At 73.4% G+C, this 15,793-nt stretch carries 13 protein-coding genes; 6 read left to right on the plus strand and 7 right to left on the minus strand.

Going from position 1 to position 15,793, the window contains the following annotated elements; genetic code table 11:
* Positions 1 to 24: 24 nt before the first annotated feature.
* Both ACPXCB_RS01075 and ACPXCB_RS01080 read right to left on the minus strand, forming a co-directional pair.
* Positions 25 to 1,557, minus strand: coding sequence for a sensor histidine kinase (locus ACPXCB_RS01075; RefSeq protein ID WP_425872103.1), 1,533 nt, complete (start codon positions 1,555 to 1,557; stop codon positions 25 to 27).
* Positions 1,558 to 1,610: 53 nt separating this feature from the next.
* Positions 1,611 to 2,267 (minus strand): response regulator transcription factor, encoded by a 657-nt coding sequence (locus ACPXCB_RS01080; RefSeq protein WP_425871324.1) that lies wholly within the window; start codon positions 2,265 to 2,267, stop codon positions 1,611 to 1,613.
* A gap of 93 nt (positions 2,268 to 2,360) precedes the next feature.
* Here ACPXCB_RS01080 and ACPXCB_RS01085 point away from each other — a divergent pair, with 93 nt between their 5' ends.
* Together ACPXCB_RS01085 and ACPXCB_RS01090 are read left to right on the plus strand one after the other, a co-directional pair.
* Positions 2,361 to 3,509 carry a LolA family protein gene (locus ACPXCB_RS01085; protein WP_425871326.1) on the plus strand — a complete coding sequence of 383 codons (1,149 nt, stop codon included), beginning with the start codon at positions 2,361 to 2,363 and terminating at the stop codon, positions 3,507 to 3,509.
* Positions 3,510 to 3,768: 259 nt separating this feature from the next.
* Entirely contained in the window at positions 3,769 to 5,988 is a 2,220-nt protein-coding gene (locus ACPXCB_RS01090) for a HelD family protein (protein WP_425872105.1), read from the plus strand.
* Between the two features lie 49 nt (positions 5,989 to 6,037).
* Here the strand turns inward: ACPXCB_RS01090 and ACPXCB_RS01095 are convergent, their stop codons facing one another.
* Positions 6,038 to 6,445 (minus strand): hypothetical protein, encoded by a 408-nt coding sequence (locus ACPXCB_RS01095; protein ID WP_311411449.1) that lies wholly within the window; start codon positions 6,443 to 6,445, stop codon positions 6,038 to 6,040.
* A gap of 277 nt (positions 6,446 to 6,722) precedes the next feature.
* Between ACPXCB_RS01095 and ACPXCB_RS01100 the strand changes: the two genes are divergently transcribed.
* The gene (locus ACPXCB_RS01100) at positions 6,723 to 7,127 is read left to right on the plus strand and encodes a hypothetical protein (RefSeq protein ID WP_425871328.1); all 405 of its coding nucleotides are present in this window, start codon (positions 6,723 to 6,725) and stop codon (positions 7,125 to 7,127) included.
* 69 nt (positions 7,128 to 7,196) lie between these two features.
* Here ACPXCB_RS01100 and ACPXCB_RS01105 read toward each other — a convergent pair whose 3' ends face one another.
* A complete protein-coding gene (locus ACPXCB_RS01105) occupies positions 7,197 to 8,168 on the minus strand; it encodes a sporulation protein (protein WP_425871330.1) in 972 nt (323 codons plus the stop codon).
* A gap of 682 nt (positions 8,169 to 8,850) precedes the next feature.
* On the opposite strand from ACPXCB_RS01105, the gene ACPXCB_RS01110 reads away from it, so the two are divergent.
* A complete protein-coding gene (locus ACPXCB_RS01110) occupies positions 8,851 to 9,300 on the plus strand; it encodes a nitroreductase/quinone reductase family protein (RefSeq protein WP_425871331.1) in 450 nt (149 codons plus the stop codon).
* Between the two features lie 136 nt (positions 9,301 to 9,436).
* On the opposite strand, the gene ACPXCB_RS01115 is transcribed toward ACPXCB_RS01110, so the two are convergent.
* Positions 9,437 to 10,042, minus strand: coding sequence for a TetR/AcrR family transcriptional regulator (locus ACPXCB_RS01115; protein ID WP_425871332.1), 606 nt, complete (start codon positions 10,040 to 10,042; stop codon positions 9,437 to 9,439).
* A gap of 99 nt (positions 10,043 to 10,141) precedes the next feature.
* Here ACPXCB_RS01115 and ACPXCB_RS01120 point away from each other — a divergent pair, with 99 nt between their 5' ends.
* Positions 10,142 to 11,308, plus strand: a complete 1,167-nt coding sequence (locus tag ACPXCB_RS01120; RefSeq protein WP_425871334.1) for an FAD-dependent oxidoreductase — start codon at positions 10,142 to 10,144, stop codon at positions 11,306 to 11,308.
* Positions 11,309 to 11,325: 17 nt separating this feature from the next.
* Here ACPXCB_RS01120 and ACPXCB_RS01125 read toward each other — a convergent pair whose 3' ends face one another.
* A complete protein-coding gene (locus ACPXCB_RS01125; RefSeq protein ID WP_425871336.1) occupies positions 11,326 to 12,102 on the minus strand; it encodes a DeoR/GlpR family DNA-binding transcription regulator in 777 nt (258 codons plus the stop codon).
* Positions 12,103 to 12,124: 22 nt separating this feature from the next.
* Entirely contained in the window at positions 12,125 to 14,188 is a 2,064-nt protein-coding gene (locus ACPXCB_RS01130) for a beta-galactosidase (RefSeq protein WP_425871338.1), read from the minus strand.
* 271 nt (positions 14,189 to 14,459) lie between these two features.
* Between ACPXCB_RS01130 and ACPXCB_RS01135 the strand changes: the two genes are divergently transcribed.
* The gene (locus ACPXCB_RS01135; protein WP_425871340.1) at positions 14,460 to 15,785 is read left to right on the plus strand and encodes an ABC transporter substrate-binding protein; all 1,326 of its coding nucleotides are present in this window, start codon (positions 14,460 to 14,462) and stop codon (positions 15,783 to 15,785) included.
* Positions 15,786 to 15,793 lie beyond the last annotated feature (8 nt).

Consider the following 15,793-nt stretch of genomic DNA (forward strand, 5'->3'; position numbering starts at 1 on the left):
CACCGCCCGGCGTGGCCCGGTCCGTCAGGGCCGCTCCGGGTCGGGCAGGGCCGGCAGCAGCAGCCGTACCCGCAGCCCCGGACCGTCGTCCCGGCCGGGGTGGGCGTCGGTCAGGACGATGCCGCCGCCGGCCCGGCGGACCAGCTCGCGCACGATGGCCAGCCCGAGGCCGGCGCCACCGTCGTCCCGGGCGCGGGCGTCGTCCAGCCGGGTGAACCGCCCGAAGACCCGCTCCCGGTCCGCGGCCGGGATCCCGGGCCCGTCGTCGGTCACCGTCACCAGGTGGTACGCCCCGGCGCCAGCACCGCTGCCGCCCGCTCTCCGGCCGGCGGTCCCGCCGTCCGCCGCTCCCCGGCCGGCCAGCCCGCCGTCCGCCGCTTCCCGCCCGACCGTCCCGCCGCCGCCCGCTCCCCGCCCGACCGTCCCGCCGCCGCCCCGGCTCCCGTCGGCCGTCCCGCCGGCGCCGCCCGCCTCGCCGGCGCCCGGGCCGGCGGTCAGCACCACCTCGCCGTGGGCGTGCCGGACCGCGTTGTCGACCAGGTTGGTGAGGATCCGGCGCAGCTCGTCGGGGTCGCCCTCGGTCCACAGCGGCGCCGCCGGCGCGTCGAGGCGCACCGGCGGCGACGGGTACCGGGCGGCCACCGCCGCCAGCAGGGCCCCCAACTCGACCGGCCCGGTGGCCCGCGCCGTCGGCCGCTCGTCGAGCCGGGCCAGCAGCAGCAGGTCGTCGACGAGCCGGCCGAGCCGCTCGGTGTCGGCGAGCAGGTTCGCCGACACCGCCGTCCAGTCCGTCCGGTCGGCGAGCCGCCGGGCGACCTCCAGCTCGGTACGGATGTTCGCCAGCGGGCTGCGCAGCTCGTGGGCGGCGTCGGCGACGAACGCCCGCTGCCGGTCCCGGGCGGACTCCAGCCGGCCCAGCATCCCGTTGAGCGTGACCGCCAGCCGGTGGATCTCGTCCTGCGACGCCGGTACGGGCAGTCGCCCGCCCCCGTCCCGCCCGGTGATCTCCTCGGCGCTCCGGCGTAGCGCCTCCACCGGGCGCAGGGTCGCGCCGACCACCCGCCAGGCCACGGCGGCCAGCACCGCCACCAGCAGCGGGAAGCTCACCAGCAGGATGGTCCGTACGACGTGCGCGCTGTGCCGTACGTCCGCCAGCGACCGGGCCACCAGGACGGTGCGCGGGTCGGCGGCGGTGCCCGCCGGTACGGTGACCACCCGCACCGGCCCGGCCAGGCCGACCCGCTCCCCCGACACCGTCAGCCGCTGCCGCGCGCCGGCGTCGATCCGTTCCGGCGACACCATCGGCACCAACCGGTCGGCGTCGATCGAGGCGGCCCGGACCCGGCCCTCGGCGTCGATCACCTGCACCCGGACCTGTCCGCCGGCCACCGGCAGCGGATCGGGCAGGACCTCCTCGGCGGCGAGCAGCGCGACCGCGTCGGCGGTCTGGAACGCCTCGGTGTCCACGGCGCGTTGCAGGGCCCAGCCCAGCACGGCGAGCAGGACGAGCCCGCCCACGGCCAGTCCCCCCGACACCCCGAGCACCCCGACCACCATCAGGCGCCCGCGCAGCCCGAGCGCGGCACGCAGGCGCCCGCGCGCCCCCCGCGTCACGGGGCGAGCCGGTAGCCGGCGCCCCGGACCGTCTCCAGACGCTCCCGGCCGATCTTGCGCCGCAGGTACCCGATGTAGACCTCGACGGCGTTGGGCGCCGTCTCGACGCTGGCGTCCCAGACGTGGTCGAGCAGCTCCGTCTTGGAGACCACCTCGCCGGGGCGGCGCATCAGGTAGTCGAGCAGCGCGAACTCACGGCTGGTCAGCGCGACCTCGGCGTCGGCCCGGGTCACCCGCCGCCGGGCCGGGTCGAGCCGGAGGTCGCCTACCGCGAGGACCGTGGGGCGTTCGGGGGCGCCGCGACGCAACAGGGCCCGCAGCCGGGCCAGCAGCACGACGTACGAGAAGGGCTTGGTGAGGTAGTCGTCGGCCCCGCAGTCCAGCCCGTCGGCCTGGTCGTACTCGCCGTCCTTCGCCGAGAGCATGAGCACCGGCAGCCAGTGCTCCTCGGCGCGCAGCCGGCGCACCAGCTCGTAGCCGGAGAGGCCGGGCAGCATCACGTCGAGGATCATCGCGTCGTACCCGCCGTGCCGGGCCGCGTCGAGCCCCGCCGGACCGGTCGCCGCCACGTCCACCGCGAACCCCTCGGCCTGCAGACCCCGTTGCAGGGCGGATGCCAGCCGCGACTCGTCCTCCACCACCAGCAACCGCACGGAGTCAAGGGTGCCACCCGTGCGGGCGGTCGTACGGTCGTCCTCAGCGCCCTCACAGCGTCGAGGAGGCAGGATGTCGGCAGGAGGTGTCACATGTCCGTCCTGAAGAGCCGTCCCGTCCTGCGCTGGCTGGTCCCGGTGACCGCCGTCGTGACCGTCATCGGTGGCGGCGCCGCGCTCGGCACGTTCGCCGCCCAGGCCGAGCCGAGCCTGCCGCCGCGTACCGCCGCCCAACTCCTGGTCGACCTGCAGACCTCCCGGCTGGAGGGGCTCTCCGGCACGGTCGTGCAGCGCGCCGACCTGGGCCTGCCGCCGCTGGCCGGTCTGGTCGCCGGCGACGGCCCGGCCAGCCTGCTGACCGGCACGCACACGCTGCGGGTCTGGCACTCCGGGCCCGATCGGCAGCGCATCGCCCTCGTGGACACGCTCGGCGAGCGGGACGTCATCCGCAACGGCCGCGACGTGTGGGTCTGGAACAGCCGGTCCAACACCGCCACCCACCGCACGCTGCCCGAGGGTGCCGCCGGGGCCGAGACCCCGGAGTTGCCGGTCACCCCCGGGGAGGCGGCCGACCGGGCCCTGGCGGCGATCGCCCCGAGCACCGAGGTGAGCGTCGGCCGGTCCGCCACGGTCGCCGGCCGGGACGCGTACGAGCTGGTGCTCGCCCCGCGCGACGCCGCCTCGCTGGTGCACCAGGTGCGCATCGCCATCGACGCGCGCCAGCACGTGCCGCTGCGCTTCGAGGTCTTCGCCGACGGCAGCGACAAGCCGGCCTTCGAGATGGCCTTCACCCAGGTGTCGTACGCCCGGCCGGACGCCGAGCAGTTCACCTTCAACCCGCCGCCCGGGGTGAAGATGACCGAGGAGACCGCCGGTAGGCAGCCCGCCGACGCGGCCGGTAAGCGGCCGGCGCACGGCGAGCGGCCGGCGCACGGCGAGCGGCCGGCGCACGGCGAGCGGCCGGCGCACGGCGAGCGGCCGGACGTGCGTACCGTCGGCGAGAGCTGGGCCACGGTGGTGGTCGCGCGGCTCGGCGGCGCCGGCGCGCCCGCCGACCGGTCCGGGAACGGGTCGACCGGCGACCCGGCGGCGCTGCTCGGCACGCTGCCGAAGGTCAGCGGCGACTGGGGCAGCGGCCGGCTGCTGACCGGGAAGCTGTTCAGCGCGCTGCTCACCGACGACGGTCGGCTCATCGCCGGAGCGGTGACGCCGGAGCGGCTCTACGAGGTCGCCAGGGGCTGAGGACCGGCAGTCCGGGGGCCCGCCACGCGGCGGGCCCCCGCTGTCTGTGCGGGGCGGCCTGTGGCATGGCCCGGCGCGCTTGGTCGCGACGGCCGGCGCACGGTATCTTTCTCAGTTCAGGCAACAAAAAAGAACGGCCATCGAAAGCCGTTCCGAGAGAGATGCTAACCAAATGGGAGACGGCTTGTCAAGGCATTCCGCCGATTCCGCCGAATTGCAGTCCGATGACGAAATCGGCCGCGAACAGGAATACGTCTCGATGCTCTACCGCCGGCTGGACGAGCAGCGCGAGCAGGCGTCCCAACGGTTGACCGAGGAGCTGCGGGCGACCGGTGGCACCCTCCAGGCCCGCTCCCAGCGCGACAGCGCGGTGCGGATGTACGCCGACCAGGTCGAGCAGCTCTCCGCCGTCGAGAGCGGCCTCTGCTTCGGCCGGCTCGACACCGACGACGGCGGCCCGCACTACATCGGCCGGATCGGCATCTTCGACACCGGCGGCGACTACGACCCGCTGCTGATGGACTGGCGTGCCCCGGCGGCCCGCGCCTTCTACCTCGCCACTGCGGCCAACTCCCAGGGAGTGCGCCGCCGCCGGCACCTGCGCACCCGGGAACGCAAGGTGATCGCCCTCAACGACGAGGTGCTGGACCTGGACACCGCCTCCCCCACCGCGCACGAGGAGCTGACCGGCGAGGCGTCGCTGCTCGCCGCGCTCAACGCCGGGCGCACCGGCCGGATGCGCGACATCGTCGAGACCATCCAGGCCGAGCAGGACCGGATCATCCGCGCCGACCTGCCGGGCGTACTGGTCGTGCAGGGTGGCCCCGGCACCGGCAAGACCGCCGTCGCGCTGCACCGCGCGGCGTACCTGCTCTACACCCACCGCGAGCAGCTCTCCACCCGGGGCGTGCTCATGGTCGGCCCGAACGCCACGTTCCTGCGCTACATCTCCCAGGTGCTCCCGGCGCTGGCCGAGACCGGCGTGCTCCTGCGGACGCAGGGCGACCTCTTCCCGGGGGTCAGCGCCCGCCGGGCCGAGCCCGCCACGACCGCCGCCCTGAAGGGCCGCGCGGTGCTGGTCGAGGTGCTGGCCGCCGCCGTACGGGACCGGCAGTGGGTGCCCGACGAGCCGCTGGAGATCGAGCTGCCGCAGCAGGAGGTGCTGCTGCTCGACCCGGAGACCGTCCGTGCCGCCCGGGACCGGGTCCGCCGCTCCGAGCGGCCGCACAACCTGGCCCGGGCGCTCTTCGACGTCGAGATCGTCCACGCCCTCGCGGCCCAGGTCGCCGAGCGGATCGGCGCGGACCCGCTGGGCGGGGAGAACCTGCTCGACGAGGCCGACGTGGCGGAGATCCGCCGCGAGCTGCGCGAGGAGCCCGAGGTGCGGGCCGCGCTGGACCGGCTCTGGCCGGTGCTCACCCCGCAGCGCCTGCTCGCCGACCTGTACGCCTCCCCCGACCGGATCGCCGTCGCCGCGCCCATGCTCACCGAGGCCGAGCGGGCCATGCTGCACCGCGAGCCGGGCGGCTGGACGCCGGCCGACGTGCCGCTGCTCGACGAGGCGGCCGAGCTGCTCGGCGAGGACGAGCGCGCCGCCGCCGCCCGCCGGGAGCGGATCCGGGCCCTGCAACGGGAGTACGCCGAAGGCGTGCTGGAGATCGCCCGGGGCTCCCGCTCCATCGACGTGGAGGACGAGGCCGACGGCGGTGAGATCCTCGGCGTCACCGACCTGATCGACGCTGACCGGCTGCTGGAGCGGCAGGAGGAGGCGGACCGGCTGACCACCGCCCAGCGGGCCGCCGCCGACCGGGGCTGGGCGTTCGGGCACGTGATCGTCGACGAGGCGCAGGAGCTGTCGCCCATGGCCTGGCGGCTGCTGATGCGCCGCTGCCCGAGCCGCTCGATGACCATCGTCGGCGACGTGGCGCAGACCGGTGCGCTGTCCGGCACCCCGTCCTGGGCCGACGCGCTGGAGCCGTACGTGGCGCAGCGCTGGCGGCTGGAGGAGCTGACCGTCAGCTACCGCACCCCGGCCGAGATCATGGCGGTCGCCGCCGACGTGCTCACCGAGATCGACCCGGCGCTGCGCCCACCCCGCTCCGTACGCTCCAGCGGTGTGCCGCCGTGGGACCACGCGGTGGCGGCGGAGCGCCTGGCTGCGGAGCTGGTCGTCGCCACCACCCGGGAGGCCGCCGGCCTGGACGACGGTCGGCTCGGGGTGATCGTGCCGGCCGGTCTGGTCGACGAGCTGGGCGCCGCGCTCACCGCCGCACTGCCCGAGGCGGCCATCGGCGAGGACCCGGAGCTGGAGAGCCGCGTGGTGGTGCTCACCGTCGGCCAGGCCAAGGGCCTCGAATTCGACTCGGTCCTCCTGGTCGACCCCGACCGCATCGTGGCGGAGTCGCCCCGGGGCCGCAGCGACCTCTACGTCGCCCTCACCCGCGCCACCCAACGCCTGGGCATCCTCCGCCCCACCTGACCCGCCGGCACCGTTGCGCCCGCCGGCCCCCTGCGGCCTGGTCGGCGGGTCATTCCGGGGTGAAGTCGCCGACCTGGCTGGCGGTGCCGGACTGGTCGCTGGTGGAGCCGCCCGCCGGGGTGCTCAGGCCGCCGGTGGTGGCGTCGCCCGTGGTGGTCGGGGCCACCTTGCCGGGGTGCCGCTCCGGCTGGCGTGCCACTCGGCGCACGCTGGCCGGGCCGGCGGTGCCGCCGGTCGTGGTGACGGCGCCCTGCCCCCGGGTCGGTCCACCGTCGCGCAGCACCTCCGGGTCGACCGGAACGTGCGCCGGGTCGTCCGGGTCCTCGTCCTGGATGACCCGCTGCACGTCGGTAGGGGGCACGGTCACCTCGTCGAGAACGCCCTCGCCGTACACGCCACCGGCGATCCGCTCCTCGGCCTGCCGGGCGGCGTCCTGTCGCACGTCGTCCTCACGCATGTCCATCACCTCACAGGAGTGGTCGGTCCGACATGCGTGCCCGCCACCCTGACCAACAAACCCGCCCCACCCGCCGCCCCGCCGTCCCGCCCGCACCCGGCGGTGGGGGGTGCACGGAGCGGGGGCAAGTATCCGGGGTGCCGGGGGTGTTACTGCCCCCGTCGGGTCGGGTAGACGGCGGGTGCCCCCGCCATGCACGCGAACCGTGCCGTGGCCGACACGCGGTAGCGGGGCGAGGGAACGCAGGTACGACTCATCGCATCCTGAGGAGGACAAGATGAGCACGCAGGCTGCTTCCACCAGGCCGATGAACCGGCCGACGCAGGACGCGCCCAACCGGGCGATGCAGGACCGGGCCATGCAGGACCGGGCGATGCAGGAGACACCCACCCGCCCGATGCCGATGATGCACGACGGGCACCGGGAGGCCATGCAGGCACCCGGCACGGAGACCAAGCCGGCGCTGCGTACGACCGAGTTCTGGGTCTACATCGCGGCCGTGATCGGCGTGCTGGCCGCCTCGCAGCTGGTCGGCCGGAACTCGGCCGGCGTGGACATCTTCCGGGCCAACAACGCCTGGTTCATGATCACGCTGCTGACCATCGGGTACCTGGGTAGCCGTGGTCTGGCCAAGGCCGGCAGCAACTGGCGCAGTGCTGAGGAGCGCAAGGCCCGGCACTGACCGGGCTACGCACCACGGCAACGGTGGCCCCCGGGACTACGGTCCCGGGGGCCACCGTCGTGTGTGGTCCTACTCCTCGAAACCGCCGAAGTCCTCGCCGTCACCCTCGAAGGCGTCGCCGATCATGTCACCGACGATCATGCCTCCGACGGCTCCCATCGCGGCACCGGCGACGACGCCGCCCATGCCGACGCCGCGGCCGTGGCCGTGCCCGTGACCGTGGCCGTGACCGTGGCCGCCGAAGCCGTGGGCGCCGCGCAGGCTGCCGTAGCGGGACGTGGTCTCCCGCAGCCAGCCGTCGACGACCTGGACCCAGTCCGTCGTGTCGGCGTCGGCGTGCGAGAGCCGGTAGTGGCCAAAGGCGTCGTGCCCGGGGGTCAGGAACCCGCCGCGCTTGTCGCACTCCAGGATGACCTCGACGCCGTGCGGGCTGGTCACGAAGGTCAACTCGACCTCGTTGATGGTGCTCGCGTACTGGGGCGAGGCGAAGAACTCGATCTCCTGGTAGAACGGCAGCGTCTGCTGCGTACCCCGGATGTGGCCGCGCTCCAGGTCGGCGTGCTTGAACCGGAAGCCGAGCCGCTGGAACGCCTCCAGGATCCGCTCCTGCACCGGCAGCGGGTGCACGTTGACCTGGTCCAGGTCGCCCTTGTCGACCGCCCGGGCGATCGCCAGCTCGGTGCGCAGCCCCATCGTCATGCCGCGCAGCCGCTGGCCGTAGACGTCGGTGATCGGCGTCTCCCACGGGACCGGGAGCTGGAACGGCAGGGAGAGCTGCTGCTTCGGGGCGAGCTGGAACGCGCCACTGACCGGCAGCCGGTGGAACTCCATCACGCCGGCGTACTCGGTGTCACCGCCCTCGATCTCGACCCGGGTGACCAGGCTGACGACGACCTGCTCGACATTGGCCGGGGCGTCCCCGCCCTGCAGGTTGACCTGCCCCTCGAGGGTCAGACCGGGGCGGGTGTTCGGGTTGGTCAGGACGGTGTCGACGCTCGGCCCGCCCACTCCGAACGCGCTCAACATCTTCTTGAAGACCATCGGAACTCCCGTGCAAAGACACCGCACTCCACCCTGGAGCCGGTCGCTGACTGGTCGGGACCCTACGCGGAAGCGCTGTGAAGTGCCTGTGAGAGTGCACCACAACGGCGGAACGGCGCAGGTGGGCCGGCATCCCCGCGGACGACCGGGTCGTTGGTGGACCGGCGTCCCGCCGGACGACCGCTCGTTGGTCGCCGCCGGCCCAGCCGGTAACGGCATGCCGGGCCCAGCCGGTGACGGCATGCCGGGCCCAGCGTGCCAGGAACCAGCTGCCGGGGACAGCTTGACCTCAAGCCCGCTTCAGCATGAAGACTCGTCGCAGTTCGAGAAGACCAAAGCCCGACGAGTGACCGACCGTCTGTTACCGCCCATCGCCCACCACCCACCCGCACGCCTGGCGCCACAGCGCCCGACGGCCGCCCGGCACGGTGACGACACGAGCGTCCCGGTGATCAGGACGCCATGGACCCTAAAACGGCGGGATAACGTCCATGGCGCCCTGATCATCATTGGACGGGCCGTGGTGGGTGGCGGCGTTGGGGGTTGCGTCAACGACTGGCCGGACAATTCGAGCAGTACGTCGTGGACGGGGGCGGCAGTGCGGCATCACAGCCCCGCCGCGAGAGGCCGTCGGGGTCAGGCACGTTTCGGGCATGCGGCGGGTGGGGGCAGGGGGTTGGGCGTGGAGGTCTCGGGCGTGGGGGCGAGCATCGGGCGTACGGGTCTGCCTGAGCCGCAGGCAGCGGTCCCACCGGAGGTCGCGGCTCGCCTGGTCCGGGAGTTGAGAGTCTGGCTGTGCACCCTGCGGCGCGACGGTTCGCCGCACGTGACGCCGGTCTGGTTCGTCCACGTCGATGACACGTGGTGGATCGGTTGCGGTGGCGGGAGCGTCAAGGCCCGCAACGTGGTGGCCGATCCACGGGTGTCGCTGGCCCTGGAGGGCGGGGAGGCCCCCGTCGTGGCCGAGGGTCTCGCCCGGGTGCGCCGAACCGACTTTCCGGACCCGATCGTCGAGGCTTTCGCGACCAAGTACGGAGGGTGGGACATCCGTAAGCCGGTCGCCCCGGAGAGCTTCCGGGTGTTGCTGGAGATCCCCGTACGACGCTGGTTGCTCGCGGGCGTGGCCCGCTGATTCAGCTCCCCGCGCAGCGGAGCGCGTCGCGCTGATGTCGTAGCCGGCTCAGCTCGACAGCGCCGGGCCGTCTGGTGGCCCGCGCAGCCGCAGGAGCGGGACGGTCAGGGTGCGGATCTGGGATGACAGATGCGGATCATGCCTTCGAGGCGGCGATGGCGGGAAGGTCTCCGGTGAGTGCGGCCACTGCCCGCTGGATCCGAAGCGGGGCCGCTGGATCGGTGCCGCCCGTGAGGGCGACGTGGTGCAGCACGCCGACCACCGCCAGGGCCAGCGCCTCCACGTCGGCGCCAACGGCCACCCGTCCTAGTTGCCGCTCGGCGGCGAGGTAGCCGGCGACGGCGTGCTCGACCGCCTGCAGGCCGGCGGTCCCACCGCCCAACACCGTCTCGACCTGTGTCACCAGGTCGGGCCGGAAGGCCATCAGCCGGGCCAGTGCCAGCAGCGTCTCCATCGGCGTAGCCAGGATGGCCTGGTTGAGGTTGCCGGCGACCGTGCCGGACCCGGCGCGCTCCGGGAGGCCGGCCACCTCGCCGGAGACCACGAAGGACCGGTCGATCCAGTACCCGACCAGGAAGTCGTCGAAGTTCGCGAAGTGCGCGTAGAGCAGCCCGGTGGCGACGCCGGCCTCGCGCGTCACGGCCCTGCTGGTGAGGCGGCTCGGTCCGTCTCGCACGATCAGCCGCTCGACGGCGGCGAAGAGCTGCTGCCGAATCTCCGGGATGGCTACTCCGCGCGGCATGTCTGAAGTCTAGGCGGTGCCGCCGCCCCTCGTTGCGCCAGGATGAACAGGCGCTCATACTAGTTTGAGCAAACGCTCATTCTGACCCGGGAGTACTGGATGAAACGTGCAGTGATCGTGGGAGCGGGCATAGCCGGGCTGGCCACCGCGCTGCAACTCGGACGGGACGGGTGGCACACGGTCGTGGTGGAACGCGCTTCCGCCCGACGCAGCAGCGGCTACATGGTCAACCTGATCGGCCCGGGCTACGACGCCGCCGAGCGCCTCGGCCTGCTCACCGCGCTGTCCGCGTACGACCTGGGTCTGTTCACCACCGTGCTCGTCCGCGCCGACGGACGGCCCAAGTTCACGGTGCCGTCCAGCCTCGCCGAGGCCGCCCTCGGCAACCGGGCCGTGTCGGTGTTCCGCGGCGACCTGGAGTCGACGCTGTACGAGGCGGTGCGCGACCGCGCCGACATCCGCTTCGGCACCACCGTCACGTCCCTGGAGCAGGACCCCGAGCGGGTACGGGTGGTGCTGAGCGACGGCACCGTGGAACACGCCGACCTGCTCATCGGTGCCGACGGGGTGCACTCCGCCACGCGGACGGCCGCGTTCGGCTCCGGCTTCCAGGTCGATCTGCCGTACGTCGTGGGCGCCTTTCCCCTGGCCCACCCGGTGGCGGGCGTGCCGGACTCCTCAGCCACCACGTTCATCGGCCCGGGACGCACGGCGGCGATCGTCAACCTGGGCCCGCGGCGGTCGTCGGCGTTCTTCACGTACCGCAGCGCGGACCCGGCCGCCGACCTGCGGCGCGGAGCGGTGGAGGCGCTCGACGCGGCGTTCGGGGATCTCGGCGGGGGTGTCCCCGACGCGATCCGCCACCTCGGGAAGGACCCGGCCGGCGCCTACTTCGACGCGATCAGCCAGGTGGTGATGCCACGCTGGAGCACCGGCCGGATCGTGCTGCTCGGGGACGCGGCCTGGTGCGTCACGCTCTTCGCCGGACACGGGGCGACCCTCGCGCTCGCCGGCGCGGACCAGCTCGGCGCCGCCCTGCAACGGCACGACGACGTGCCGGCGGCACTGACCGAGTGGGAGGCGGGACTGCGCCCGGAAGCCACCAGACGGCAGGCGCTCGCCCGTCGCGGAATGCTCCAGTACGCGCCGCCGAGCCGGTTCCACGTGTGGATGGGCGACGTGACCATCCGGGCGATGACCCTGCCGGGTGTGCGCGGTCTCGTCCGGCGCGGCATCGAGCGCGCGAACCGCAAGGCCGTGCCGTGACCACGGGCTCGGGCCGGTCAGTCGACTCCGACGACGATCAGCTCGCCCACCTGGCCGGCGAGCTGGTCGCGCGCCTCCTCGGGCAGCCCGGCGTCGGTGACGAGCACGTCGGCCTCGGAGAGCGGGGCGATGGTGGCCATCCCGATCGTCTCCCACTTGGTGTGGTCGGCCAGCACCACCAGGCGCCGGGCCGCGCCGACCAGGCAACGGTCGGTGCCCGCCTCCAGCAGGTTCGGCGTGGTGAATCCGGTGCGCGGGCTCATCCCGTGTACGCCGAGGAAGAGCACGTCGACGTTGAGGGCGCTGATCGCCGCCTCGGCCACCGGCCCGGTCAGGGCGTCCGACGGGGTACGGATCCCGCCGGTCAGCACGACCGTCTGGTCGGCGCCCGGGTGCTGGTGCAGGGCCTCGCAGACGGGGATGGAGTTGGTCACCACGGTCAGGCCGCGTACGTCGGCCAGCAGGGTGGCCAGCGCGGCGGTCGTGGTGCCGGCGGAGAGCGCGACGGCCATGCCGGGCTCGACCAGGGCGGCGGCCCGTTCGGCGATGGCCCGCTTCTCGGCCCGCTGCCGCAGCGACTTCGCGGCGAAGCCGGGCTCGTCGCCGGGTCCGGGGCCGACCAGGGTCGCGCCGCCGTGGACCTTGTCGACCAGCCCCCGCTCGGCCAGCACCTCCAGGTCGCGCCGGATCGTCATGTCGGAGACGCCGAACCGGCTCACCAGCTGGCTGACCCGCACGCCGCCGCGCTGCCGGATCATCTCGAGGATCGCGGCCTGTCGCTGTCGGGCCAGCATCCGGAGGACCTCCTTCGCGCTGTCACGCCGCGGACGAGCGGGCCGCCGGGTCGTCGGACGAGCGGGCCGGGTCGGCGGACGTGCGGGTGGCGGCGGCGGCCGGCGTCTCGCGGATGACGGCCACCTCGCCGGCCGGCACGACCAGGTCGCCGGAGCAGCGCGCGCCGGTCAGCAGTTCCACGCCGGTGGCGTCGAGCCGGGCGTCGGCGCCGGTGTGGTTGATGACGAAGAGCCAGGTGCGGTCGCCGGCGCGGCGCCGGACCACCTCCACCTCGGCGGGGACCCGCGCCGCCGGGCGTACCCCCGACTCGGCCACCAGCCGGGCCATCAGCCGGTCCGTCGCCGCCGGGTCCAGCCGGGTGCCGACGTACCAGGCCGCGCCCGCGCCGACCGGGTGCCGGGTCAGCGCCGGCACGCCCGGCAGGGGCCCGTCGGCGTACGCGGCGAGCACCTGCGCGCCCTCGGGATGCAGCCACTCCGTCCACACGTCGGCGACCGAGCCGTCGTCGAGGGTGACCCGCTCCCCCGCCCGCAGCGGGAAGAACTCCTCGACGCGGACGCCCAGCAGTTCCCGGAACGCCCCCGGGTAGCCGCCGAGGCGGATGTGGTCGTGCTCGTCGACGATGCCGCTGAAGTACGTGACCAGGGCGGTCCCGCCGGCCTCGACGTACGCGCGCAGCGCCGCGGCGTGCGCGTCGCGCACCAGGTAGAGGGTGGGCACCAGCACCAGCCGGTAGCGGGACAGGTCGGCCGACGGGTGCACGACGTCGGCGGTGATCCCGGCCCGCCACAGCGCGTCGTGCAGCGCGCCGAGGCGGTCGGCGTACGTGACGTCGACGGTGGGGTGCGAGTCGAGCTCGGCGCCCCACCACGCCTCGTAGTCGAACAGGATCGCCACCTCGGCGTCGACGCGGCTGCCGCGCACCTCGGCGAGGGCCCGCAGGTCCGCGCCGAGGCGGCACACCTCGCGGAACACCTTGGTCTCCGGGCCGGCGTGCGGCAGCAGCGCGGAGTGGAACTTCTCCGCCCCGGCGCGGGAGGCCCGCCACTGGAAGAAGAGCACCCCGTCGGCGCCGCGCGCCACGTGCGCCAGGCTGTTGCGGCGCAACTGGCCGGGGGCCTTGGCGACGTTGCGCGGCTGCCAGTTGACGGCGCTGGTGGAGTGCTCCATCAGCAGCCACGGGTCGCCGCCGGCGACGCCCCGGGTGTGGTCGGCGGCGAGGGCGAGCCCGACGTGGGCGCGCGGGTCGGCGGCGGTGAGGTAGTGGTCGTTGGCGACGACGTCCACGTCGGACGCCCAGGAGTGGTAGTCGAGGTACTTGATGCCGGTGCCGATCATGAAGTTCGTGGTGACCGGCTGGCGGACCAGGCGCGTGAGCACCTCGCGCTCGGCGCGCAGTTGGGCGCGCTGCTCGTCGGAGGAGAAGCGCAGGAAGTCCAGTTGCTGGGTGGGGTTGGCGAAGGTCGGTGCGGTGCGCGGCGGGTTGATCTCGGCCCAGTCGCCGTAGCGCTGGCTCCAGAAGGCGGTGCCCCAGGCGTCGTTGAGCCCGTCCAGGTCGCCGTAGCGCTCGCGCAGCCAGCGGCGGAACGCCTCGGCGCTGACGTCGCAGTAGCAGTGCACGTTGTGGCAGCCCAGCTCGTTGGAGACGTGCCACATGACCACGGCGGGGTGGTCGGCGTACCGGGTGGCGAGGGCCTCGACCAGGGCCAGCGACCGCTCGCGGAACACGGGCGAGCTGGGGCAGTACGCCTGCCGGCCGCCCGGCCAGAGGATCGCGCCGTCGGCGCGCCGGGGCAGCGTCTCCGGGTGCCGGTGGGCCAGCCACGGGGGCGGGCTGGCGGTGGCGGTGGCCAGGTCGACCGAGATCCCGCCGCCGTGCAGCACGTCGATCGCCCGGTCCAGCCAGCCGAACTCGTACGCGCCGGGGGCGGGCTCCAGCAGCGCCCAGGAGAAGATCCCCACCGACACCAGGTTGACCCCGGCCCGGCGCATCAGCGCGACGTCCTCGGCCCAGGTGGACTCGGGCCACTGCTCGGGGTTGTAGTCGGCACCGAACCAGATGTCGTCACCCTGCCATCGCCGCATGGATGCAGAGCGTGCCCGGCCGAGGCAGCCAAGTCAACACGTTCCAACATCGATCATCTTTACAACGTTTACCTCCCAACGGCCTTGTCACGACCGGGTTGTCGGGAGTTTGCCGCCCCCTTGACACCGTCCGGAGGACGAGTAGCTTGAGGCGCCACTGGCAATTCGTGTTCGCCAATGTGGATTCGCGATGGATCCGGGTGTGTGTTCACGGTTGCCGGGACACCGCCACCGACGGCCCTCGGGCACCTCTTCATCCGCAGGAGGCACCATGTCCCGTCCCCGCACCCGAGCCGAATACCTCGCCCGGCTCGTACCCCCCTCTGTGGCCGGCCTCAACCGTCGTTCGCTGCTGGCCGGCGCGGCCGGCACCACCGCGCTGCTCGGCACGGGCCTGCTCGCCGGCTGCGGTTCCGACTCCGGCGGCTCCGGCGCCAAGACGGTGTCGCTGGGCTCCAACCAGTCCGACCCGAAGCCCAAGGAGGTGGTCGCGAAGGTCATGGACGGCTTCCGGACCTCGTCCGGCCTCGAGGTCGCCGTCAACACGGTCGACCACAACACGTTCCAGGAGAACATCAACAACTATCTCCAGGGCAAGCCGGACGACGTGTTCATGTGGTTCGCCGGCTACCGGATGCGCTTCTTCGCCGCCCGGGGCCTCGCCGGCGACCTCAGCGACGTCTGGGGCAAGCTCTCCGGGATGTCCGACGCCTTCCGTAAGGCGTCGACCGGCGACGACGGCAAGCAGTACTTCGTGCCGTCGTCGTACTACCCGTGGGCCGTCTTCTACCGCAAGTCGGTCTGGCAGCAGAACGGCTACCAGGTGCCGAAGACCCTCGACGACCTGACCGCGCTCGCCGGGGAGATGAAGAAGGACGGGCTCACCCCGATCGCCTTCGCCGACAAGGACGGCTGGCCGGCGATGGGCACCTTCGACATCCTCAACCTGCGGATCAACGGCTACCAGTTCCACATCGACCTGATGGCCGGCAAGGAGTCCTGGACCTCCGACAAGGTGAAGAAGGTCTTCGACACCTGGCGCGGCCTGCTGCCCCTGCACCAGCCCGACAGCCTCGGCCGGACCTGGCAGGAGGCCGCCCAGTCGTTGCAGCAGAAGAAGAGCGGCATGTACCTGCTCGGCCTCTTCGTCGGCCAGCAGTTCGACGGCGCCGACCTGGCCGATCTCGACTTCTTCACCTTCCCCGAGATCGACCCGGCGATCGGCGCCAAGGCCCTGGACGCGCCCATCGACGGCTACATGCTGGCCCGCAAGCCGAAGCAGGAGGCCAACGCCAGGAAGCTGCTGGAGTACGTCGGTTCGAAGGCGGCCGCGGACACCACCGTCAAGAGCGACCCGAGCACGCTGGTCGCCAACAGCGAGGCCGACACCAGCGGCTACAGCGCCCTGCAGAAGAAGGCCGCCGAGCTGGTCGGCTCGGCCACCGAGATCGCCCAGTTCCTGGACCGCGACACCCGCCCGGACTTCGCCTCCACGGTGATCATCCCGGCGCTCCAGCAGTTCATCAAGGACCCGAAGGACATCGACGGGCTGACGTCGAGCATCGAGAACCAGAAGAAGTCGATCTTCACCGACTGACGGCGAGA

Source organism: Micromonospora sp. DT62 (assembly GCF_049847285.1).
In the GTDB taxonomy this organism is placed as follows: Bacteria; Actinomycetota; Actinomycetes; order Mycobacteriales; family Micromonosporaceae; genus Micromonospora; species Micromonospora reichwaldensis.